General features: G+C 73.7%; 19 protein-coding genes. 9 read left to right on the forward strand and 10 right to left on the reverse strand.

Annotation, left to right across the window (positions count from 1 at the left end; genetic code table 11):
* Nucleotide 1: 1 nt before the first annotated feature.
* From AC07A6_RS27335 to AC07A6_RS27345, 3 genes are all read right to left on the reverse strand, one after another.
* Nucleotides 2-1,174 (reverse strand): MAB_1171c family putative transporter, encoded by a 1,173-nt coding sequence (locus AC07A6_RS27335; RefSeq protein ID WP_478778909.1) that lies wholly within the window; start codon nucleotides 1,172-1,174, stop codon nucleotides 2-4.
* A complete protein-coding gene (locus tag AC07A6_RS27340) occupies nucleotides 1,171-1,728 on the reverse strand; it encodes a toxin-antitoxin system, toxin component (protein WP_164720989.1) in 558 nt (185 codons plus the stop codon). Before AC07A6_RS27340 ends, AC07A6_RS27335 begins: the two co-directional genes overlap by 4 nt.
* Before the next feature lie 64 nt (nucleotides 1,729-1,792).
* Nucleotides 1,793-2,461: a helix-turn-helix domain-containing protein gene (locus tag AC07A6_RS27345; RefSeq protein ID WP_125818527.1), complete on the reverse strand. Its 669-nt coding sequence runs from the start codon at nucleotides 2,459-2,461 to the stop codon at nucleotides 1,793-1,795.
* A 332-nt stretch (nucleotides 2,462-2,793) separates the two neighbouring features.
* On the opposite strand from AC07A6_RS27345, the gene AC07A6_RS27350 reads away from it, so the two are divergent.
* From AC07A6_RS27350 to AC07A6_RS27360, 3 genes are all read left to right on the forward strand, one after another.
* Entirely contained in the window at nucleotides 2,794-3,666 is an 873-nt protein-coding gene (locus AC07A6_RS27350; protein WP_362466817.1) for an MmyB family transcriptional regulator, read from the forward strand.
* A gap of 239 nt (nucleotides 3,667-3,905) precedes the next feature.
* Nucleotides 3,906-5,261 carry a 6-phospho-beta-glucosidase gene (locus AC07A6_RS27355; protein WP_362466815.1) on the forward strand — a complete coding sequence of 452 codons (1,356 nt, stop codon included), beginning with the start codon at nucleotides 3,906-3,908 and terminating at the stop codon, nucleotides 5,259-5,261.
* Nucleotides 5,262-5,313: 52 nt separating this feature from the next.
* Nucleotides 5,314-7,407 carry an MDR family MFS transporter gene (locus AC07A6_RS27360; protein WP_478778910.1) on the forward strand — a complete coding sequence of 698 codons (2,094 nt, stop codon included), beginning with the start codon at nucleotides 5,314-5,316 and terminating at the stop codon, nucleotides 7,405-7,407.
* A gap of 215 nt (nucleotides 7,408-7,622) precedes the next feature.
* Here the strand turns inward: AC07A6_RS27360 and AC07A6_RS27365 are convergent, their stop codons facing one another.
* Nucleotides 7,623-8,150, reverse strand: a complete 528-nt coding sequence (locus AC07A6_RS27365; protein WP_478778911.1) for a nucleotide triphosphate diphosphatase NUDT15 — start codon at nucleotides 8,148-8,150, stop codon at nucleotides 7,623-7,625.
* A gap of 136 nt (nucleotides 8,151-8,286) precedes the next feature.
* On the opposite strand from AC07A6_RS27365, the gene AC07A6_RS27370 reads away from it, so the two are divergent.
* Nucleotides 8,287-9,822 carry an FAD-dependent oxidoreductase gene (locus AC07A6_RS27370; protein ID WP_478778912.1) on the forward strand — a complete coding sequence of 512 codons (1,536 nt, stop codon included), beginning with the start codon at nucleotides 8,287-8,289 and terminating at the stop codon, nucleotides 9,820-9,822.
* Here AC07A6_RS27370 and AC07A6_RS27375 read toward each other — a convergent pair.
* Nucleotides 9,788-10,018 carry a hypothetical protein gene (locus AC07A6_RS27375; RefSeq protein WP_478778913.1) on the reverse strand — a complete coding sequence of 77 codons (231 nt, stop codon included), beginning with the start codon at nucleotides 10,016-10,018 and terminating at the stop codon, nucleotides 9,788-9,790. The two genes, AC07A6_RS27370 and AC07A6_RS27375, sit on opposite strands and share 35 nt — an antisense overlap.
* Nucleotides 10,019-10,100: 82 nt before the next feature.
* Nucleotides 10,101-11,168: an ATP-dependent DNA ligase gene (locus tag AC07A6_RS27380; RefSeq protein WP_478778914.1), complete on the reverse strand. Its 1,068-nt coding sequence runs from the start codon at nucleotides 11,166-11,168 to the stop codon at nucleotides 10,101-10,103.
* Between the two features lie 75 nt (nucleotides 11,169-11,243).
* Between AC07A6_RS27380 and ligD the strand changes: the two genes are divergently transcribed.
* Both ligD and AC07A6_RS27390 read left to right on the forward strand, forming a co-directional pair.
* Nucleotides 11,244-12,266, forward strand: a complete 1,023-nt coding sequence (gene ligD / locus AC07A6_RS27385; protein ID WP_386273611.1) for a non-homologous end-joining DNA ligase — start codon at nucleotides 11,244-11,246, stop codon at nucleotides 12,264-12,266.
* Nucleotides 12,267-12,341: 75 nt separating this feature from the next.
* Entirely contained in the window at nucleotides 12,342-12,842 is a 501-nt protein-coding gene (locus AC07A6_RS27390) for an HAD domain-containing protein (protein WP_478778915.1), read from the forward strand.
* Here AC07A6_RS27390 and AC07A6_RS27395 read toward each other — a convergent pair.
* Nucleotides 12,839-13,903: a DUF6183 family protein gene (locus AC07A6_RS27395; RefSeq protein WP_478778916.1), complete on the reverse strand. Its 1,065-nt coding sequence runs from the start codon at nucleotides 13,901-13,903 to the stop codon at nucleotides 12,839-12,841. The two genes, AC07A6_RS27390 and AC07A6_RS27395, sit on opposite strands and share 4 nt — an antisense overlap.
* A 36-nt stretch (nucleotides 13,904-13,939) precedes the next feature.
* Here AC07A6_RS27395 and AC07A6_RS27400 point away from each other — a divergent pair, with 36 nt between their 5' ends.
* Both AC07A6_RS27400 and AC07A6_RS27405 read left to right on the forward strand, forming a co-directional pair.
* Complete coding sequence (locus AC07A6_RS27400; protein WP_478778917.1) at nucleotides 13,940-14,716, forward strand: MBL fold metallo-hydrolase; 777 nt, start codon at nucleotides 13,940-13,942, stop codon at nucleotides 14,714-14,716.
* A gap of 58 nt (nucleotides 14,717-14,774) precedes the next feature.
* On the forward strand, nucleotides 14,775-15,011 hold the full coding sequence (locus AC07A6_RS27405; RefSeq protein WP_362466797.1) for a WhiB family transcriptional regulator: 237 nt from the start codon (nucleotides 14,775-14,777) through the stop codon (nucleotides 15,009-15,011).
* Between the two features lie 114 nt (nucleotides 15,012-15,125).
* Here AC07A6_RS27405 and AC07A6_RS27410 read toward each other — a convergent pair whose 3' ends face one another.
* From AC07A6_RS27410 to ssgD, 3 genes are all read right to left on the reverse strand, one after another.
* Nucleotides 15,126-16,097 (reverse strand): acyl-ACP desaturase, encoded by a 972-nt coding sequence (locus AC07A6_RS27410; protein WP_362466795.1) that lies wholly within the window; start codon nucleotides 16,095-16,097, stop codon nucleotides 15,126-15,128.
* A 458-nt stretch (nucleotides 16,098-16,555) separates the two neighbouring features.
* The gene (locus tag AC07A6_RS27415; protein ID WP_478778918.1) at nucleotides 16,556-18,199 is read right to left on the reverse strand and encodes an ABC-F family ATP-binding cassette domain-containing protein; all 1,644 of its coding nucleotides are present in this window, start codon (nucleotides 18,197-18,199) and stop codon (nucleotides 16,556-16,558) included.
* A gap of 195 nt (nucleotides 18,200-18,394) precedes the next feature.
* Entirely contained in the window at nucleotides 18,395-18,811 is a 417-nt protein-coding gene (ssgD, locus tag AC07A6_RS27420) for a spore wall synthesis regulator SsgD (protein WP_007267557.1), read from the reverse strand.
* 344 nt (nucleotides 18,812-19,155) lie between these two features.
* On the opposite strand from ssgD, the gene AC07A6_RS27425 reads away from it, so the two are divergent.
* A complete protein-coding gene (locus tag AC07A6_RS27425) occupies nucleotides 19,156-20,226 on the forward strand; it encodes a WD40/YVTN/BNR-like repeat-containing protein (RefSeq protein ID WP_478778921.1) in 1,071 nt (356 codons plus the stop codon).
* Nucleotides 20,227-20,454: the final 228 nt, after the last annotated feature.

Consider the following 20,454-nt stretch of genomic DNA (forward strand, 5'->3'; position numbering starts at 1 on the left):
CTCAGCCCGCCGGGGCCTCCTGCCGCCGTACGGCGGCCACGAGCGGCGAGTGCCGCAGGGCGTGCGAGATCCGGACGAGGTCGCGCGGCCCGTCGGCCAGCAGCGCCACCCGCTCCTCGTCGCCGCTCCCGGCCCCCTCCGGCGCGGCGGCGGTGGCCCGTACGGCGGCCACCACCATCGCCGCGTCCGCGACGGCGCGGGCAGTCTCCTCGTTCGCCCCGGCCGCGCGGGCCCGTTCGTAGGCGGTGTCGCGGTGGTGCCGGTCGAAGGCGGGGCCCAGGCGCAGGAAGCCGTCGTGGATGTCGGACTCCCGCTGGATCACCCGGATCGCGGCCGGGGACCACCAGGACATCCGCACGCAGGGCGTGCCGCGGGGCACGGTGCTCTGCACCTCGTGCCACAGGGCGCCGAGGTGGCGGTAGGTGCTCCAGGTGCGCCAGCTGTCCGACACGCGCTGGCACACCAGCGGCAGTACGAAGCCCACGGAGCTGACGAGGGCGGCGAAGGCGGCCAGCGGCGGGGCGAGGTAGGTGCTGAGGTAGTCCAGGTCGTGGCCCAGCCAGCGGGCGGCGACGGCGGACATCTTGGACGCGTCGTAGGCGAGGCTGATGGTGTACCCGGCGACGATGATCACCAGTCCGGCCCGGAGCCAGCCGCCGACCCGAAGGGACCAGCGCCAGCACATCGACACCATCATCAGCACGGCGGCGTTGTGCGCCAGCAGGTACGCCGTGATCATCAGCCGGATGTAGGGCGTGTTCGCGTAGTAGGTGTCGAAGTCCCGCAGCCGCTCGACGGGGGCGTCGCCGAGCGCGAAGAGGACGACGATGGCCACGATGACCACGGAGTAGCCCGCGATCCAGCGCTGCGAGGTGCGCCGGATCTCCTCCGCCGGGCCGCCGCGCCAATTGAACATCAGGACGAGGCAGGAGGCGCTGAAGGCGGTCATCAGGCAGTAGACGAGCGGGGCGGAGATGTTGGGGACGCCGGTCCAGCGGTTGACGGCGGCGATGGTGGGCGGGGCGGCGAAGGTGAACACCGAGCCGCCGAGCAGGAGCAGGACGAAGACGGACCGCAGGAGCGGATCGCGCCCGTTGGTGCGCAGCGCCGGCAGCTTGCACACGAGGGCCACTGCCATCGCGGCAGCCGGGATGTAGTAGTCCGGTCCGCTCAACGGTCGTTCCTGCGCCCCCGGTAGCCGAGCGAGGTCTCGATCCGGCCGGCCAGCTCGTCCCGCTGGGCCGGTGGCCGGTGGCCCGCCGAACCGGCCAGCCAGGTGCGACAGCGGCTGCCCAGCAGGAGGCCGAAGCTCTCGGCCTCCGTCTCCTCCTGGACGTCGGCACGGGTGCGGGCGGCGACGCTGCGGACCGTCTCGCCGAGGTCGGCGGCGTCGGTCAGCAGGCGGGCGGCCACGGCGGCGCCGTCGACGTGGTGGCTGCAGTGGCCGGCCTTCATGTGCCACAGCTCGTGGCCGAGGATCACGAGCTGGTGGTCGGGCGCGGTGCGCTCCTCGATGACCACCAGGTCCCGGTCCGCCATGTCGAGCCAGAGGCCGCTCGCGGTCCCCTGCGGGAACGCGGCCATCCGGAACTCCACCGGGCGGCCGCGGTGCCTGCTCATGCCCTCGCAGAGGGCGGCGTAGAGGTCCAGTGGTTGCACGGGGGCGGCCAGCTTGATGCCGGACACCAGCTCCGCGCACAACCGCCGCTGCGCTCTGCCTATGCTCACCGTTCTCCCCGTCGGCGCGGATCCGGATCAGGACTCAAGGATCAGATCCAGACTTTCGACTGGGTCATGATTCGTTCGGTTTGACGCTTTCGAGAAGCATGTCCAGCCATTCGGTCACCTTGTCCCGGTGCTTGTCGCTGGGCAGTTGGGCGGCGCGCCAGGCGATGCCCCGTACGCCGTGGTTCTGCAGGAGTCTTGCCAGCGGATCGCCCGCCGAAGCCGCCTCCGCCGGTACGGTCTGCCGCTCGCGCCCGGCGAAGTCCTGGAGCAGCTGCTGCTCCGTGCGCTGGAGGGCGTCCGTGAGGGCGTCGGCGTCATGGGCGGTGAGGAAGCCCGCGTGTACGCCGAAGAACCGCTGGATGGCGTCGCAGTGCTCCATCGTGGGCCGCCGGTCGCCGTTGATCAGGGCGCCTGCCTGCTGCCGGGACATGCCGGCGCCGTCGGCGATCTCCTGCTGCGTGTAGCGGCGCCCGTTGGGTTTGACCCGGGTCCGCCGGAGCAGGTCCAGGCGCTGGAGGAAACGCGCCTGCAGATCGGGCTCGCCCGCCCGCCGGCCGTCGAGCAGGGTCCTGATCACGTCGGTGGGAACCCCGGACGCCTCGGAGAGCCGGCGGAGGTCGAAGACCTGGTTCGGGTCGCGGCCCATTTTGTTCGCCAGTTCGGCGACCCGCGTGACGGTTGCTGCCAGGGGCGCGTTGGCCACCGCGACGGGAGCCGGGAAGCCGTCTGTCACCAGTGGTTCTCCTAGATCGCGCGAGGTCAGTGGGCACGTGGTCGGCCTAGAGGAATCTATCCGGTTTGTTTTGGGAGAGCCAGAACTTGCCACAGCTGTGGCGGGAATGAGCTGTCGCTCGGCTGGAATTGCCACAATAGTTGACACTCGAATGAAGTCGGTAGCAGGATCGCCACACGGAAATGAAGATCCAGACCGTTGAGGAGGGGGAGCTCTCGGTGCCACATCTCGCAGCGGTGGGCCCGTCTGATGGCCTCGTCCGAGCCGGTGAGGAGCGCCTGGCGGGCGAAGAGCCCCGCGGCGCAGTGCGAACGGAGCGGCGCAAGGAGATTTTGCGCCAGCGCCGCGAAGAACTGGGCCTGAGCCAGGAGGACGTCGCGTCGCGGTTGCGCATCAGCGTGCGCGCGTACGGGAATTGGGAACGCGGGCTCGTCAAGGAGTGGACGGACCGCAAACTCCTCGCCCTGGCCGAGGCCTTGGAGATGAGCGAGCGGCAGTGCTTCTGGCTGTTCCGGGTCATGGTCGACCGGGACCCGCCGCCCACCTGGCGCGCGGCCGAGGAGAACCGGCTGCCCCAGGACCCGGCCCAGCGCGACTACCTCGTCGACTACGCGGCCCTCATGGAGGCCGTGCCCTACCCGAGCTTCCTGGTGGACCACCGCTGGGACGTGGCCCTCACCAATTCGGCCTTCGACCGGCTGTTCCAGTCGGTCCGCCCCCACCCGACGGCCCTGCCGGACGACAACTTCCTGCGCTTCGTGCTGTTCCACCCGGACGCCGCGGCCGTGCTGGAGGACCACGAACCGGCCTGGTGCGTGCCGCTGCTGGCCCGGTTCGCGACCGCCCTGGCCGAGGCCCCGGAGGACGAGGGGCTGCGGAGCATCCGTCAGGAGGTGGCCCGGGACCCGTTCATGGAGGCCGCCTACCGCTACGGGGTCCCGCACTGGCTGACCACCCACGGGGAGGCCGCCGCCGAACTGGACGGCGCGGTGCGGACGGTGCGCCATCCCGACCCCGGCTGGGGTCTGGTGCGGTGCCGGATGGTGGCGGAATCCAGCCGAATGCTGGAGGGAATGGGCCTCACCCGGATCACCCTCGTGCTCTCGGCCCCGCAGGGTCTGCCGGCCGGTCCGGTGCGCGGCGGAGCGGGCTTCCCGCAGCAGCAGGGCGCGCGCCTGCGGGCCGTGCCGCCGCTGGGGGAGTGACGCCGCGGGGGAGACTGGTCCCCTGAAGCACGCGCCACGGCCCGTGCCGGGGCGGGGTCGGTGGCACGGTGCCATACCGACTGCCTGGTTCGGTGCCTGCGGATGCCACGATCCGCGACACCGCGCGGATGCCACGGATCGTGGCACCGGGGCGGTGCCGCCGGAGCCGTGGCTTCGCCCGTGCCCGGGGCAGCCCCGGGCCGTGGCCGCGGCCACGACGGCGGAAGGGCGGAAATGGCATGCGGTTGACCATTCTCGGCGGGGGCGGATTCCGCGTCCCGCTCGTCTACGGGGCCCTGCTGGCGGACCGCGCCGAGGGCCGGGTATCCCATGTGACCCTCTACGACGAGGATCCCGCCCGGCTCACGGCCATGGCCCGGGTCCTCGCGGACCAGGCCGCGGCCTCCGGGGCGGCGGACGCCCCGGCCGTCACCGCCACCGGGGACCTGGACGAGGCCCTGCGCGGAGCCGACTTCGTCTTCTCGGCCATCCGCGTCGGCGGCCTGGAGGGCCGTGCCGCGGACGAGCGGATCGCGCTGGCCGAGGGAGTTCTCGGCCAGGAGACGGTGGGCGCGGGCGGGATCGCGTACGGCCTGCGGACCGTGCCGGTGGCCCGGGAGATCGCGCGCAGGACCGCCCGTATCGCCCCGGACGCCTGGGTCATCAACTTCACCAACCCCGCCGGGGTGGTCACCGAGGCCATGGCCGAGGAGCTGGGCGACCGGGTCATCGGCATCTGCGACTCGCCCGTCGGGCTCGGCCGCCGGATCGCCCGGCTGCTCGGCGCCCGGCCCGGCGAGGCCTGGATCGACTACGTCGGCCTCAACCACCTGGGCTGGGTGCGCGGCCTGCGGATCGGCGGGCGCGACGAACTGCCCCGGCTGCTGGCCGACCCCGAGGCCCTGGAGTCCTTCGAGGAGGGGCGCCTCTTCGGCGCCGACTGGCTGCGCTCGCTCGGCGCGATCCCCAACGAGTACCTGCACTACTACTACTTCAACCGCGACACGGTACGCGCCTACCAGGAGGCGAAGCAGACCCGCGGCGCCTTCCTCCGCGACCAGCAGCGCGGCTTCTACGCCGAGGCCGGCCGGCCGGGGCAGCCCGCCGGGGCGGCGCTGGCGGCCTGGGACCGGACCCGGGCCGAGCGCGAGGCCACGTACATGTCGGAGAACCGCGAGGTGGCCGGCGTCGGGGAGCGCGAGGAGAGCGACCTGGAGTCCGGCGGCTACGAGAAGGTCGCGCTCGCCCTGATGCGGGCCATCGCCCGGGACGAGCGGGCCACGCTGATCCTCAACGTCCGCAACGGCGCCACCCTGTCCGTACTGGACCCGGAGGCGGTCATCGAGGTGCCCTGCCTGGTCGACGCGAACGGCGCCCACCCGGTGTCGGTGGCCCCGCTGCCGCTGCACGCGGTGGGTCTGGTCACCTCCGTGAAGGCGGCCGAGCGGGCGGTCCTGGCCGCCGCCGCGAGCGGCTCCCGCGCCGACGCGGTGAAGGCCTTCGCGCTGCACCCGCTGGTGGACTCGGTGGCGGTGGCCCGGCGGCTGCTGGACGGGTACGCGGCGGAGCACCCGGGCCTGGCCCACCTGCGCTGACGCCCTCCGCCGCCGCCGGGTCCGTGGTTTCACCCGTACGGCGGCTTGCGGCATGCGCCGCGGTGGGGGCGCTGTGAGAGTGCGAGATGTGACCACTGCCCCCGCCGCCGTCGCCGCGGCGCCCCCCGTGCTGGACCGGCGGCGGCGCAACGTCGTCTTCGGCACGATCATGCTGGGCGTGCTGCTGGCCGCGCTCGACCAGACGATCGTGGGCACCGCCCTGCCCACCATCGTCGCGGACCTCGGCGGCGCGGCCCACATGGCCTGGGTGGTGACCGCCTACCTGCTCGCCGAAACCGTCGCGACCGTCCTCGTCGGCAAGTTCGGCGACCTCTTCGGCCGGAAGATCATCTTTCAGATCTCCGCGGTCGTCTTCATCACGGGCTCGTTCCTGTGCGGCCTCGCCGGCAACATGACCCTGCTCATCCTGTGGCGCGGCCTCCAGGGCATCGGCGCCGGCGGCCTGATGGTCACCTCCATGGCGCTGATCGCCGACGTCGTCCCGCTGCGCGAACGCGGCAAGTACCAGGGCGCCATCGGCGCCGTCTTCGGCGTCGCCACCGTCATCGGACCACTGCTGGGCGGCCTGTTCACCGACCACCTCAGCTGGCGCTGGGCCTTCTACGTCAACGTCCCCGTCGCCGTCCTCGTCGTCGCGGCCGCCGCCCGCACCATCCCCTCGGTGCGCGCCGCCGGCCGGCCCGCCATCGACTACCTAGGCATCGCCCTCGTCGCCGCCGGATCCAGCGCCCTGATCCTGGCCACCAGCTGGGGCGGCAACGAGTACGCCTGGAGCTCGCCGGTGATCATCGGCCTGTTCGCGGGCGGCGCGCTGGCCCTCGCACTGTTCTGCCTGGTGGAGACCCGGGCAGCCGAACCGATGCTGCCCATGCGGCTCTTCCGCAACCCCGTCTTCACGGTCTGCTCCGTCCTCAGCTTCGTCGTCGGCTTCGCCATGCTCGGCGCGATGACCTTCCTGCCGACCTACCTCCAGTACGTGGACGGGGACTCCGCCACCCTGTCCGGCGTACGGACCCTGCCGCTGGTCATCGGCCTGCTCATCGCGTCCGTCTTCAGCGGCAACGCCACCTCCAAGACCGGCCGGTACCGGATCTACCCCATCGTCGGCTGCGCGGTCATGGGCGCCGGCCTCTACCTGCTGTCGCTGATGGGGCCCGGCACCGGCGCCTGGCTGGAGTCCCTGTACATGTTCGTGCTCGGCGCCGGCATCGGCCTGTGCATGCAGGTGCTCACCATCGCCGTGCAGAACACCGTGGACTACGCCGACCTCGGCACGGCGACCTCCGGAGTCACCTTCTTCCGTACGCTCGGCAGCTCCTTCGGGACCGCCGTCTTCGGCACCATCTACGCCAACAGCCTGGAGCCCGAACTGAGGGCCGGGGTCGCCGAGGCGGCCCGCGCCACCGGCACCGACCCGGCACGCCTCACCGCCGCCGCGCAGAGCCCGCAGGGGGTGCACGGGCTCGACCCGGCCGCGGCGGGCCCGGTCATCGACGCGTACGCCGACGCCCTGCACACCGTGTTCCTGTGGACGGTGCCGGTGGCCGTCGTGGGCTTCGTCGTCGCCCTGTTCCTCAAGCAGGTCCGGCTGCGCGACAGCGCCCGGGCCGGCTCGACCGACATCGGCGACGGCTTCGCCTCCCCCGCCACGGCCTCGGGGGACTCGGCCAAGCTGCTGGAGCTGGCGGTCGGCAAGCTCGTGCGGAACATGGGGCCCGACACGGCGCGGGCCATCGTCCACGCCTCCGACACGCGCCTGGACATGGCGGGGGCGTGGGCGGTGATGCAGGTGGACCTGATGACCCGGACCGTGGGGCACGCCAGCCTGGGGCTGATCGCGTCGCGGCTGTCGCTGCCGCCGGAGGTGCTGCTGCCCGTCTTCGACCGGATGGTGGAGGAGGGCTTCCTGACGCGGCAGAACGGCTTCTTCGCCCACACCCGGGCGGGCGAGCGCGAAGCCGCGGTGATCTCCCGGGCCTGGGCGGACTGGCTGGGCGACCGGCTGGAGCAGGACCGCGGCCGCCCGCGCAGCGAGGAGCTGCGGGCGGCGGCGGACGCCATCGCCAAGCGGCTGCTGGCCGAGGACCTGGGCGAGGGCAACTTCGCGCCCCGGCGCACCGCTTAGGCCGTCTCTTTCGGATCTTGCCGGTTAAGCCCGCGTCTCCCCCGGCTACCGCTGGGAGGGGCCCCCAGGTGCCGTGCATCGGCGCGTTGGCGGGGCGCCCTTGTACTGGACGTACTCGGGTGCTCCGCCAACGCGGCGAGGTGCGGTGCCGGGCGGCGCGGGTCTGGGGGCACCTCCCAGCGGTAGCTGGGGGAGCAAGATCCGGAAGAGACGGCCTAGTCCCCGCGCGTGGCCCCGGCGGGGTAGTCGTGCGAGGGGACGGGCGGCAGGGCCGTGAGGTCGGGGCGCCAGACGCGCAGGACGGCCGCCGAAGGCGGGTAGAGGGCGCCGGGGATCTCCTCCGGGGCGAACCACTGCCAGCGGGCGATCTTGTGCGGCTCGGTGACGGCCGGGGTGCCCTCGGCCGAACGGGTGAGGGCGGCCACCGTCAGGCGGGTAGGCGGCTCGGGGTCCGCGGACAGCTGGACGGCGAGCAGCTCGACGTCCCCGGGGCCGGCCCGCAGGGAGGTCTCCTCCGTCAGCTCGCGGGCGGCGGTCTCCTCGAAACGCTCCCCGGGGTCCACCTTGCCGCCGGGCAGCTCCCAGTTCCCGTCGTGGGCCTGGCCGAGCAGGACCCGGCCGTCGGGGCCGACGACGATCAGCCCGACCCCGACGGTCGCGTGGATCCCGGCGACGGCGCGGGCGGGCGGGGAGCCTTCGGAGCGGGATCCGGCGCCGGGTGCGTTCTCGTGTTCGCTGGCCATGGGGTCATCTTCGCCGGTGGGGCGGAGCTCCTCCCCGCCGGGACCCTCGGACGGATGTACGAGTTTCGGCCGGGGCCCGCACGCGCAGGCTCTGGGCGGTCAGATCGTCGTACGGGACGCCGGTTCGGGGGTAGCCATGGCACATCTGCTGGTCATCGGCGGAGGGATCGCCGGGCTCGCGACCGCCCTCCTCGCGGCCCGCCGGGGGCACACCGCCGAGGTCTTCGAACGCGACACCCGCGCCCCGGGCACCGCCCTCGACCGGGACTTCTTCGGCTGGAGCCGCCCGGGCGTACCGCAGGCGGCGCAGCCGCACGTCCTGCTCGGCGCCGCCCGCCGGCTGCTGCGGGACGAACTGCCCGACGTGCACGCCGAGATGATCCGGCTCGGCGCCCGCGAACGGCACGAGCTGGACTGGTTCGAGGTGCGGCCGCCCGCGCGCCCGGGCGACGAGGACCTGGTCATGATCCAGGCCCGGCGGATCGTGCTGGAGAGCGCGCTGGCCACCGCCGTGCGGGCGGAGCCGGGCGTGGTGGTGCGGTACGGGGAGCCCGTCGTCGGCCTGATGCGGGCCGAGGGGGGCGGGGCGGCTGGGGGTACCGGGGCGGCTGGGGCGGTGGGGGCGGCCGGGGCGGCCGGGGTGGTGTCGTGGGTCCGGGTCGCCGGGGTTGCCACCCCGGGCGGCGCGTACCGGGGCGACCTCGTGGTGGACGCGGCCGGCCGGCGCGGCGGCTCCGCCGGCCTGGCGGCCGCCGCCGGCTGCCGCCCGGCCCCCGTCGAGCGGCACCGCACCGGCCTGGCGTACTTCTGCCGCTGGTACCGGCTGCCCGACGGGACGGACGAGGGGCCGCGCCGGCCGTGGACGGTGACCGGCGGCGCCTTCGCGGGCTGCGCGGTCTTCCCGTCCGACAACCGGGTCTTCGCCGTCACGGTGTTCGCGCACACCGGGGACCCCACCCGCGCCGCCCTGCGGGACCCGGCCGTGTTCGAGGCCGCCGCGCGGGCCTTCCCGCCCGGCGCGGCCTGGCTCGGGCTGGGCGCCGAGCCGCTGTCGGGGGTGCTGGCGACCGCGGGCCTGGACAACCGGTGGAGCCCGCTGGCCGACGGGCGGGGCCCGGTGGCGACCGGGATGGTGCCGGTCGGCGACGCGCTCACCCACACCAACCCCACCCTGGGGCAGGGGACTTCGCTCGCGCTGTGGGCCGCCGACCGGGTGGCCCGGACGGCCCACCGGGACCCGGGCTCCTACGGCTTCGCCGCCGCCTACCACGGCTGGGCGCTGCGCACCCTGAAGCCCTGGTTCGACCTCCAGGTCGGCGCCGACGCGGCGGTCGGGGAGCGGCTCGCGGCGGGGGCCGGTCCCGGGGGTGGCGTGGCGGGCCGGGCGCGGGAGGCGGCCGCGCTGTTCGAGTGCGCGCTGGAGGACCCGGAGGTGATGCGGGCCCGGGCCAGGGTCCGGCACCTGGCCGAGCCGCCCGAGCGCGCCTACGCGGATCCCGGGGTCCGGGCGCGGGTGGCGCGCTGGCTCGCCGCCCGTCCGGACTGGACGCCGAATGCCGTTGGCCCGGACCGGGCGGCATGGGAGGAGCTCACCCGGACCGGCGGTGGCACCGGCACCGGGACCGGGACAGGCCGGGTCAGATCCTGTTGGGGTCGTTGGGCAGGAGCTTGAAGGACACCGGCAGGTAGTCCGTGTCCTCGGGGAGCCCCCGTGCCCTCAGGAGGTCCTGCACGACCTGGCGGTACACGCCGAGGGTGGTGGCGCCCTCGTACGGGGTGACGGATCCCGCCGCCCCGTATTCGCCCCAATAGGTCTCACGCTGGACCTTGATGGTCACCGCGTAGAAGTGGCTGCCTCCGTCGTCCATCTCTTCCCCCCGGGAATCTCGGGCCGCTCCGTCCGGAGCCGAGCCGTTTCCCGAAGGTACAGGACCACGCCGACACCGCCGCTCAGCCCGTGCCGCCCAGCACCTCGGCCAGGTCGTAGCCGACGACCTCCTCCAGCTGGGCGTATGTACAGCTCTCCGGCGTCCGGTCCGGGCGCCAGCGCGCGAACTGCGCGGTGTGCCGGAAGCGGTCGCCCTCCATGTGGTCGTACCGCACCTCGCAGACCCGCTCGGGGCGCAGCGGGACCCAGGACAGGTCCTTCTTCCCCGTCCAGCGGCTCTGCGCGCCCGGCAGCCGGGCGGTCTCGTGGGCCGCCTCCTCGGCCCAGGCGGCCCAGGGATGGCCCGCCGGGTCCGGCATGCGCAGGGGTTCGAGCTCCTCGACGAGCTCTGCCCGGCGCTTCATCGGGAAGGCGGCGCAGACGCCCACGTGCTGGAGGGCGCCGTGGCCGTCGTACAGGCCGAGCAGCAGCGATCCGATGATCGGACCGCTCTTGTGGAAACGGAAACCGGCGACGACGACGTCCGCCGTACGCTCGTGCTTGATCTTGAACATGAGGCGGGCGTCGGGCCGGTAGGGGAGATCGAGGGGTTTCGCGACGACCCCGTCGAGCCCGGCGCCCTCGAACCGCTCGAACCACTCCCGCGCGAGCGCGGGATCGGTGGTGGCGGGCGCGAGGTGGATGGGGGGCCGGGCCGTGGAAAGGACGTGGACGAGGGCGCTGCGGCGCTCGGCGAGCGGGGCGTCGAGGAGGGACTCGTCGCCGAGCGCGAGCAGGTCGAAGGCGACGAAGCTGGCCGGCTTCGTCCCGGCGAGCAGTTTCACCCGGGAGGCGGCCGGGTGGATCCGCTCGCTCAGCCGGTCGAAGTCGAGCCGCCCGCCGTGCACGACGACGATCTCCCCGTCGACCACGCAGCGGGCCGGCAGGTTCTCCTTCAACGCCGCCACCAGCTCGGGGAAGTACCTGGTCAGGCTCTTGCCGGTACGGCTGCCGACCTCCACCTCGGCCCCGTCGCGGTGCACGATCGCCCGGAAGCCGTCCCACTTGGCCTCGTACTGCATCCCGGGCGGGATCTTCTTCACGGCCTTGGCGAGCATCGGCTTCACGGGCGGCATCACCGGCAGGTCCATGCCCCCGATTCTGCGGTGGTACGTCCGGGCCCGCTCGGTGTGCGGGTCCGCCCGCACCCGCCTACCGTGGCGCCCATGGGCGGTAGCGCGGGTGGTGCGATCGAGCTCGACGCGGGCGGGCGGGCGGTACGCCTGTCCAGCCCGGACAAGGTGTACTTCCCGGAGCGCGGCCTCACCAAGCGGGACGTCGCCGAGTACTACCTGGCCGTCGCCGGCGGGATCACCCGCGCTCTGCGCGACCGCCCCACCACCCTGGAGCGGTACCCGGACGGAGTGGAGGGGGAGTCCTTCTTCCAGAAGCGGGCCCCGAAGAACCTGCCCGACTGGATCCCCACCGCGCACATCGCCTTCCCCAGCGGCCGCACGGCCGACGAGATCTGCCCGACCGAGCCGGCCGCCGTCCTGTGGGCCGCCAACCTGGGCTGCCTGACCTTCCACCCCTGGCCGGTGCGCCGCGAGGACACCGACCGGCCGGACGAACTCCGCATCGACCTCGACCCGCAGCCCGGCACCGACTACCACCACGCGGTGGCGGCGGCCCACGAACTGCGGGCGCTGCTGGACGAGCTGGGCCTGCGCGGCTGGCCCAAGACCTCGGGCGGCCGCGGCCTGCACGTCTTCGTCCCGATCGCCCCGCGCTGGACCTTCACCGAGGTCCGCCGCTGCGCCATCGCCCTGGGCCGGGAGCTGGAGCGGCGGATGCCGGGCAAGGTCACCACGGCCTGGTGGAAGGAGGAACGCGGCGAGCGGATCTTCGTCGACTACAACCAGACGGCGCGCGACCGGACCATCGCCTCGGCCTACTCCGTCCGCCCCCGCCCGCACGCCCCGGTCTCGGCGCCGCTGCGCTGGGACGAGGTGGACGACGCGGAACCGCGCGACTTCGACATCGTGACGATGCCGGCCCGCTTCGCCGAACTGGGCGACCTGCACGCCGACATGGACGACCACGCCTTCAGCCTGGACCCCGTACTGGAACTCGCGGCCCGCGACGAACACGACCACGGCCTGGGCGACATGCCGTACCCGCCGGACTACCCGAAGATGCCGGGCGAACCGAAACGCGTCCAGCCGAGCCGCGCCAGACACGAGGACTGACGCCCGGCCCGGCGCCGAACCCGCAGCGCGGGCAATCCTTGGCCTGACAGGGGCGACGGGAACTAGCCTGGCGGCATGGACGCCGTCCCCGCCCCGCTGCCCCTGCTCTTCCTCGACGTGGACGGCCCGCTGATCCCCTTCGGCGGAACCGGCTACCCCACGACCGCAGGCCCCGGGAACCCCCTGCTCGCCAGGCTCGACCCCGGTCTCGGGCCCCGGCTGCTGGCCCTGCCGTGCGAGCTGGTGTGGGCGACGACCTGGTCGGACGAGGCGAACGAGACGCTCTCCCCGCGCCTGGGCCTGCCGCGCCTGCCGGTGGTGGACTGGCCGGAGCCCTCCGACGCCGAGGGCCGGGACGGCCTGCACTGGAAGACCCGCACCCTCCTGGAACGGGCCGGCGGGCGGCCGTTCGTCTGGGCCGACGACGAGATCACCCCCGCCGACCGTGCCTGGGCCGCCGCCCACCACCCCGCCCCCGCGCTCCTGCACCGCGTCGACCCCCGGACGGGACTGACGGACGCGGACTTCGCCGTACTGGCCCGCTGGCTGGAGCGGCCCGGCGCGTGCTCCGGCTAGTCGGTGTCCGTCGCCGCGAGGACGGCCAGGCGGCGGCGGTCGGGGGAGAGGGCCGCGATGCCGAAGTCGGCGGCGACCTCGTTGCAGAACCAGCCGGAGTCGGCCTCGAAGCGGAACCAGGTGGTCTCGCGGGCCCGGCGCTCCACCTCCTCGGCGTCGGCGCCGGCCGGGGACCCGCTGAGGGCGGCCATCGAGCGCCATGCCCACATCCGCCCCCAGGCTCCGCCCACGCCCCCCGCGCACACCCCGCCCATCGAGGCGGCAGCGAAGAGCAGCCGCCAGATGTCGTCCAGCGGTCTGAGCGCGACTTCGAAGCGGGCCGTGGCCCCGACGTCGGTGCAGGGCATGGGCAGTGCCGGCAGCAGGGCGGGCACCCGCTTGGGTGCGAGGGCCTCGTCCAGCGGGAAGACCCAGGCGCCGCAGTCCCCCCAGTCGCCGCTGTGCGGGGCGCTGAGGATGGCCTCGTGCTCCTCGACGGTGACCGCGTTCCGCAGGGCCGACCGCTCGGTGGTGCGGGGCACCGGCGGGTCGACGCGCCCCTCGGTGGGCATGGCCGTTGCGGATCCGCCGGTCCCGCCGTCGAGGGAGCGGACCGGGAACCGGGCGCCCGCCTCGAAGTCGCGGCGCCGTACGGGAAGCCAGGACAGGGTGTGCGAGGAGGGCGGCGGCGGGAAGTCCCGCACGTCCACGCCCCGCAGCAGCAGTTCGTGGAAGAGGCAGGCTTCGAGTTCGTACGGTGTCCACGAGCCGGGGCGGCGGAAGACGGCGGCGGCGAGATCGGCGGGCCGCTGGTGCTCGGCGAGGAGCGAGGCCAGCTCGCGCGGATACGAGGGGAGCCGCTTCCCGTCGATGAGCCGCATCAGTTCGGCCAGGCTCTCCCGGCCCGGGGTGAGCGCCAGCACCCGCACGACACGCGCCAGCTGCTCCTGGTACGTACGCGCCCGCCGCGTGGCGTCCTCGTACCCGTCGGCGAGCCGCGCCCCCAGTTCCCGCAGGTACGCGACGTCCCCCTGGGCGGCCCGCCGCTCCGGCTCGCCCCGTACGAACTGAATCTCTTCCATGATCTTCACCCTAATGCGCGGTCCTAGACTCACCGGATGACCAGCGACCTCCTCCGGCTCACCGTCCTCGGTTCCGCGACCCCCTACGCGAGCGTGGACAACCCCTGCTCCGGCTACCTCGTGGCCGACGGCGCCACCCGGGTGTGGGTGGACGCGGGCAGCGGCACGCTGGCGCAGCTGCAGCGGTACGTCCGGCTGGACGGCCTGGACGCGATCTGGCTCTCCCACCTGCACGCCGACCACAGCGCCGACCTGCTCACCGCCTACTACGCCGCCCTCTACGCCGACATCCGGCTGCCCGCGCCCATCCCCCTGTACGGCCCCCCGGGCACCGCCGACCGGCTGGCCGGCTTCCTCACCAACGGCGCCACCCGCAGCCCCGTCGAGGCCGCCTTCGCCGTCCACGAACTCCACGACGGCCACCGGGTACGGGTCGGCTCCCTCACCCTGACCAGCCGGGCCGTCGCGCACGGCATCCCGGCCTTCGCCGTCCGCGTCGACGCGGACGGCGGCGGCTCCCTGGTCTACTCCGGGGACACGGCGCCCTGCCCCGCCCTGACGCGGCTGGCCGAGGGCTGCGACGTCCTGCTGTGCGAGGCGGAGAGCGACCGGCCTCCCGCCGACGGGGAGCAGCCGGTCCACCACACCCCTGAGGACGCCGGCGACACGGCCGCAGCCGCGGGGGCGGCCCGCCTGATCGTCACCCACGTCGGCCGCGCCCTCGGCCCCGGACAGGCGGTGGCCCGCGCCGCGACCCGCTTCGCGGGCCCCGTCGAGCACGCCGACCCGGGCGCCGTCTTCACGGTGGCCTGAGCCCCGCTGTTGATCAGGTGTTGATCGGACGTCCATCCCGCCGGTCCACGATCGGCGCATGTCGATGAACTCCATTGCCGCCCCCGCCTGGTACGACCAGGCCCTGTGCGCCCAGACCGGCCCGAGCTTCTTCTTCCCGGAGCCGGGGTCCTCGCTCCAGGACGCGAAGCGGCTCTGCGGGGCGTGCGAGGGCAGGGCGGCGTGCCTGGAGTACGCGCTCGCGAACGACGAGCGCTTCGGCGTGTGGGGCGGCCTGTCGGAGGCGGAGCGTTCCGCCCTGCGCCCGCGCGCCTGACGGGAGGCAGTCCGGCGGGGGCAGCCGGGCGGGGGCAGCCGCGCCGGGCGGCCTGCCGCACGCCGGCCGGACATGGCGGAACCCCCGGCGGGGCCGGGGGTTCCGGGTGGCGGTTCAGCCCTTGCGGGCGGCCATGCGCGCGGCGCGCGCGGCGAGGCGCTCGTCGAACTTGCGGGCCTCGGCGTCCAGACCGTTCATGAAGAGCCCGAGCTCCTCCTGGGCCTTCTGGCCCTCCGGACCCAGGTCCTCGATGTCCATGATCTTGAGGAAGCGGATCACGGGGCTCAGCACGTCGTCGTGGTGGATCCGCAGGTTGTAGACCCCGCCGATCGCCATCTGTGCGGCCATCCGCTCGAAGCCGGGCATGCCGTGTCCGGGCATCCGGAAGTTGACGACGACGTCCCGCACGGCCTGCATCGTCAGGTCGGGGGCGATCTCGAAGGCCGCCGCCAGCAGGTTGCGGTAGAAGATCATGTGCAGGTTCTCGTCCTGCGCGATGCGGGCGAGCATCCGGTCGCAGACCGGGTCACCGGACTGGTGGCCGGTGTTGCGGTGCGAGATGCGGGTCGCCAGCTCCTGGAAGGCGACGTACGCGACCGAGTGCAGCATCGAGTGGCTGTTGTCCGACTCGAAGCCCTCCGACATGTGCTGCATGCGGAACGCTTCCAGCTTGTCCGGGTCCACGGCGCGCGAGGCGAGCAGGTAGTCGCGCATCACGATGCCGTGGCGGCCCTCCTCGGCGGTCCAGCGGTGCACCCAGGTACCCCACGCGCCGTTGCGGCCGAAAAGGGTCGCGATCTCGTGGTGGTAGCTGGGCAGGTTGTCCTCGGTCAGCAGGTTCACGACCAGGGCGATCTTGCCGATGTCGGTGACCTTGGACTGCTGGGGGTCCCAGGCCTCGCCGTCCTCGAAGAAGCCGGGGAAGTTACGGCCGTCGCTCCACGGCACGTACTCGTGGGGCATCCAGTCCTTGGTGACCTTCAGATGGCGGTTGAGCTCCTTCTCGACCACCTCTTCCAGCGCGTACAGCAGCTTGGCGTCGGTCCACGCCTCCGAGCTGCCGAGGTGGGGAGAGGTGATCGTCACGGGTGCTCCTGGGGACAAAGCGAATTACCTACGGTTCCGTAGCCTACGGAGTCGTAGGTTAAGCGCGACATCAAGGAGCGCCAAGCCCCGGCCATCGTTCTGTCCGGCTACATCCGGTTATCTATGCAGTTTGAGAGGGTGCAGGGCTGCTCCACGGGGGTGAGAATCACGCCGGAAGGTGGTCCGCGGCACCGCCTTGACGGCGCGGACCGCCACGCTGTGTGCCCCTGCTCCGCGGTGCGGTCCCTGCTCGGCCGGCACGGACTGGCCGAGCCGGCCGCCCCCGCGGCCCTCGCCGCCTCCGAGCCGGTGGCGTGCGCCGACCGCTTCACGCCCGGCGCGGGGACGGTGCTCGGACTCCGCCGGTGCTACGACGCCCCGCGGATCGCCCCTGCGACCGGCGGCCCCGGCACTCCTCGCCCGCGGGGAGCGAGGAGTGCCGGGGCGGGTCCTGGGTGCTACTGCCCCGTTGACTCCCGTACCTCTTCGGCGGAGGTCGGCCGCAGCGCGCCGCCGTCGAGCACCAGCCAGCGCGTGATGCCGATCGACTCCAGGAACGGCACGTCGTGGCTGGCCACCAGCAGCGCGCCCTCGTAGGACTCCAGGGCCGCGCCGAGCTGCCGCACGCTCGCCAGGTCCAGGTTGTTCGTCGGCTCGTCCAGCATCAGCAGCTGAGGAGCCGGCTCGGCCAGCAGCAGCGCCGCCAGCGTCGCCCGGAAGCGCTCGCCGCCCGACAGGGTGCCGGCCGGCCGGTCCGCCCGGGCGCCCCGGAACAGGAAGTGCGCGAGCCGCGCCCGGATCACGTTGTTCGTGGCGTGCGGGGCGAACCGCGCCACGTTCTCCACCACCGAGCGCTCGTCGTCCAGCACGTCCAGCCGCTGCGGCAGGAACCGGGCCGGGACGTGGGTCACCGCCTCCCCGGACGCGGGTGGCAGCAGGCCGGCGACGGTCCGCAGCAGGGTCGTCTTGCCGGAGCCGTTCGCGCCGACCAGCGCGATCCGCTCCGGACCGCGCACCTCCCACTCGCCCGCGATCCGCGCGCCGCCGTGGGCCAGGTGCAGATCGCTCAGGGTGAGCACCTGCCGCCCCGGCGGGACCTGGGTGGCGGGCAGCCGGACGCGGATCTCGGCGTCGTCACGCACCGCTTCGACGGCCTGGTCCAGCCGCTCCCTGGCGTCCGCCAGTTTCTCGGCGTGCATGATGCGGTGCTTGCCCGCCGACTCCTGGGCGGCGCGCTTGCGGGCCCCCATGACGATCTTCGGCTCGCGCTTGTTCTCGTACATCTTCTGGCCGTACCGCTTGCGGCGGGCCAATTTGACCTGGGCGTCGGCCAGTTCGCGCTTCTGGCGCTGCACGTCGGCCTCGGCGACCCGGACCATCCGCTCGGCGGACTCCTGCTCGGCCGCCAGCAGCCGCTCGTAGTCGCTGAAGTTGCCGCCGTACCAGCGGACTTCGCCCTCGCGGAGGTCGGCGATCTGGTCGACCCGCTCCAGCAGCTCCCGGTCGTGGCTGACCAGCACCATCACCCCGGACCAGGACTCGACGGCCGCGTACAGGCGGCGCCGGGCCCGCAGGTCCAGGTTGTTGGTGGGCTCGTCGAGGAGCAGTACGTCCGGCCGGGCGAGCAGCAGCGCCGCCAGCCGGAGCAGGACGCACTGGCCGCCCGACAGCTCGCCGACGGTCCGGTCCAGGCCGACTCCGGCGAGGCCGAGCTGGTCGAGGACGGCGAGGGCCCGCTCCTCCACGTCCCAGTCGTCGCCGATGGCGGTGAAGTTGGCCTCGGTGGCCTCACCGGCCTCGATGGCGTGCAGGGCCTCGCGGGCGGTGCGGATACCGAGCGCCTCGTCCACCCGCAGGGCGGTGTCGAGCGTGGCGTCCTGCGGGAGGTAGCCGATGGTCCCGGCGACCGAGACCTGCCCCGAGGTCGGGGTCAGCGCGCCGGCGAGGAGCTTCAACAGGGTGGACTTCCCACAGCCGTTGAGGCCGACCAGGCCGGTCCGGCCGGGCCCGACGGTCAGGTCGAACCCGTCGAGGACGGGGCTGCCGTCGGGCCAGTCGAAGGAGAGGGCGGTGCAGGTGGCGAAAACAGGGGCATGGCTCATGGAGGCCTCCAGGTTGCTTGGTTGGTGCGTGCAACGTGGTGAGACGGCCGACTGCCACGGGAGCCACGGGATGCGGCGGGTGGGTGAGGGGGTCGGTGTCTCGGACCTCAGAAGAGCAATGTCCTACTCCGTTTCGGCGACTACAAGGCCTTCACGAAGCTACGGGCGGCCCGGGGCCGCCCGCAAACGAATTAATCAGCAGGAGCCGCGCATCAGCTCGTCGAGACTGTGGTCCATGTCGAGATAGCGGTGTTCCAGGCCCGGCGGCACGAGCGCGGAGGTGCGTTCGAGGAAGCGCTGGAGCTCGGCCGTGGTCATCAGGACGATCGCCACGCCCTCGGGTGCGTGGAACTCGACCGTGGTCCGGTCCCCGTCGTATGGCCGCACCCGCACGTCGCCGCACCCGGACGGATGGCGCAGCCCGGACATCAGCAGCTCGCGGGCGAAGGTCCAGGACACCTCCACGCCTTCGAGCGTGGCCAGGGCGGGGAAGGCCATGCGGACGGCGAAGGGATCCGAGCGGTCGTAGCAGAGGGTGACGGGGACGGTCTCGACCTTCGGTGCGGTGGCGATCAGTCGGGCCTGCACGGCCTGCTCGATGACAGTGATCAAGGCTCGCTCCCTTGCGGCGGATCTGCTGTCGGGCTGTGGGGTGGAGCCCGGCAACCGGATAGACGCCGGAATCGGCAAATCCGTGCATGGCGGATGACGTGAGCTGTGTCACCGATTGGCGCGATCTCATCCGTGTGATCGCACAGAGTGAGCGGTGGTGACGTGCGGTCAAAGGGCGCCGGGAGGGCGGCGCACCCCGCGAGGCGATTCCAATACGTCCGGTATTCGATCGCTCCGCAGGCGTAAGCGGATGCGGAAGGGGCCCCAGGGGCGGGTGGAGGCACCCTGGACGGGGCCTGTGGGGTGCGTTAGCTTCCCGCGCCATGAGACTTCTGGGAGTTGGCATGTGCGCGGCGGCCCTGCTGGTCGCCACCGCCGTGGCGCCTGCGCAGGCGGACAGCGGGGAGGCGCCGGGCTTACGGGGCGCCGGATGGGCGGTCAAGGACACCGGGCAGGCGGCCGCCGACGCCGTCCGCTTCCGCGGCCTGGCCGCCGTCAGCCGTGGTACGGCCTGGCTCGCGGGATCCAAGGGGCGGGTCCTGCGCACCGGGGACGGCGGCCGCAGCTGGCGGGACGTCTCGCCCCCCGCGGCGGTGGCCGAAGGGCTGGAACTGCGCGACATCGAGGCCTTCGACGGACGGCGGGCGGTCGCGCTGTCCATCGGCGAGGGCGAGGCCTCCCGCGTCCTGCGCACCGAGGACGGCGGCGCGACCTGGACCGAGGCCTTCCGCAACACCGATCCGCGGGCCTTCTACGACTGCCTGACCTTCTTCGACTCCCGCCACGGGCTGGCCGTGAGCGACCCCGTCGACGGGAAGTTCCGCCTCCTGGCCACCGACGACGGCGGGCGCAGCTGGCGGGTGCTGCCGGACGCCGGGATGCCGCCGGCGCTGCCCGGCGAGGCCGGATTCGCGGCGAGCGGGCAGTGCCTGACGGCCTCCGGGCCGCGGGACGTGTGGCTGGCCACCGGCGGGGGCCCGACGGCGCGGGTGCTGCACTCCGCCGACCGGGGCCTGACCTGGCGGGTCGCCGACTCCACCGTGCCGGGCGGGGACCCGGCGCGCGGGGTGTTCGCCCTGGCCTTCCGCGACCGTACGACGGGCCTCGCGGTCGGCGGCGACTACCGCACCGGCCAGCCCTCGCCGCGGGCGGCGGCCCGCTCCGGCGACGCGGGCCGCAGCTGGACCCAGGCCGAGACCCCGCCGCCGGCCTACCGCTCGGGCGCGGCCTGGTACCCGTACGGTCACGGCACCGCCCTCGCGGTCGGCCCGACCGGCACGGACGTCACCACGGACGCGGGGCGGACCTGGCGGCCGCTGGAGGCGGGGTCGTTCGACACCGTCGACTGCGCGGCCGACGGGGGCTGTTGGGCGGCGGGCGAAAAGGGCCGCGCGGCCCGCCTGGAGCGGCGCTAGCCGGTGGCTGCGCCGGCGGGCCGGTGGTACCGCTGCGCGGCCCACTCCCCGCCCCACCCTTCGCCCGTTCCTCCCCCAGCTACCGCTGGGAGGTGCCCCCAGGGGGCTCCGCCCCCGGACCCCCGCGCCTCAAACGCCGGCGGGGCTATAGATAGCCCCGCCGGCGTTTGAGGCGAACGGGGTCAGGGGCGGAGCCCCTGGGAACGGTGGAAGGGCGGGTAGGGGACC

The sequence above is a fragment of the Streptomyces sp. NPDC044002 genome, assembly GCF_056434525.1.

Coding starts and splice junctions, on each gene's coding strand:
- AC07A6_RS27355 (WP_362466815.1), top strand. CDS start 3,906: ATGCGGTTGACCATTCTCGGCGGGGGCGGATTCCGCGTCCCGCTCGTC.
- AC07A6_RS27360 (WP_478778910.1), top strand. CDS start 5,314: ATGCGCCGCGGTGGGGGCGCTGTGAGAGTGCGAGATGTGACCACTGCC.
- AC07A6_RS27365 (WP_478778911.1), bottom strand. CDS start 8,150: ATGGCCAGCGAACACGAGAACGCACCCGGCGCCGGATCCCGCTCCGAA.
- AC07A6_RS27370 (WP_478778912.1), top strand. CDS start 8,287: ATGGCACATCTGCTGGTCATCGGCGGAGGGATCGCCGGGCTCGCGACC.
- AC07A6_RS27375 (WP_478778913.1), bottom strand. CDS start 10,018: ATGGACGACGGAGGCAGCCACTTCTACGCGGTGACCATCAAGGTCCAG.
- AC07A6_RS27380 (WP_478778914.1), bottom strand. CDS start 11,168: ATGGACCTGCCGGTGATGCCGCCCGTGAAGCCGATGCTCGCCAAGGCC.
- ligD (WP_386273611.1), top strand. CDS start 11,244: ATGGGCGGTAGCGCGGGTGGTGCGATCGAGCTCGACGCGGGCGGGCGG.
- AC07A6_RS27390 (WP_478778915.1), top strand. CDS start 12,342: ATGGACGCCGTCCCCGCCCCGCTGCCCCTGCTCTTCCTCGACGTGGAC.
- AC07A6_RS27395 (WP_478778916.1), bottom strand. CDS start 13,903: ATGGAAGAGATTCAGTTCGTACGGGGCGAGCCGGAGCGGCGGGCCGCC.
- AC07A6_RS27400 (WP_478778917.1), top strand. CDS start 13,940: ATGACCAGCGACCTCCTCCGGCTCACCGTCCTCGGTTCCGCGACCCCC.
- AC07A6_RS27405 (WP_362466797.1), top strand. CDS start 14,775: ATGTCGATGAACTCCATTGCCGCCCCCGCCTGGTACGACCAGGCCCTG.
- AC07A6_RS27415 (WP_478778918.1), bottom strand. CDS start 18,199: ATGAGCCATGCCCCTGTTTTCGCCACCTGCACCGCCCTCTCCTTCGAC.
- AC07A6_RS27425 (WP_478778921.1), top strand. CDS start 19,156: ATGTGCGCGGCGGCCCTGCTGGTCGCCACCGCCGTGGCGCCTGCGCAG.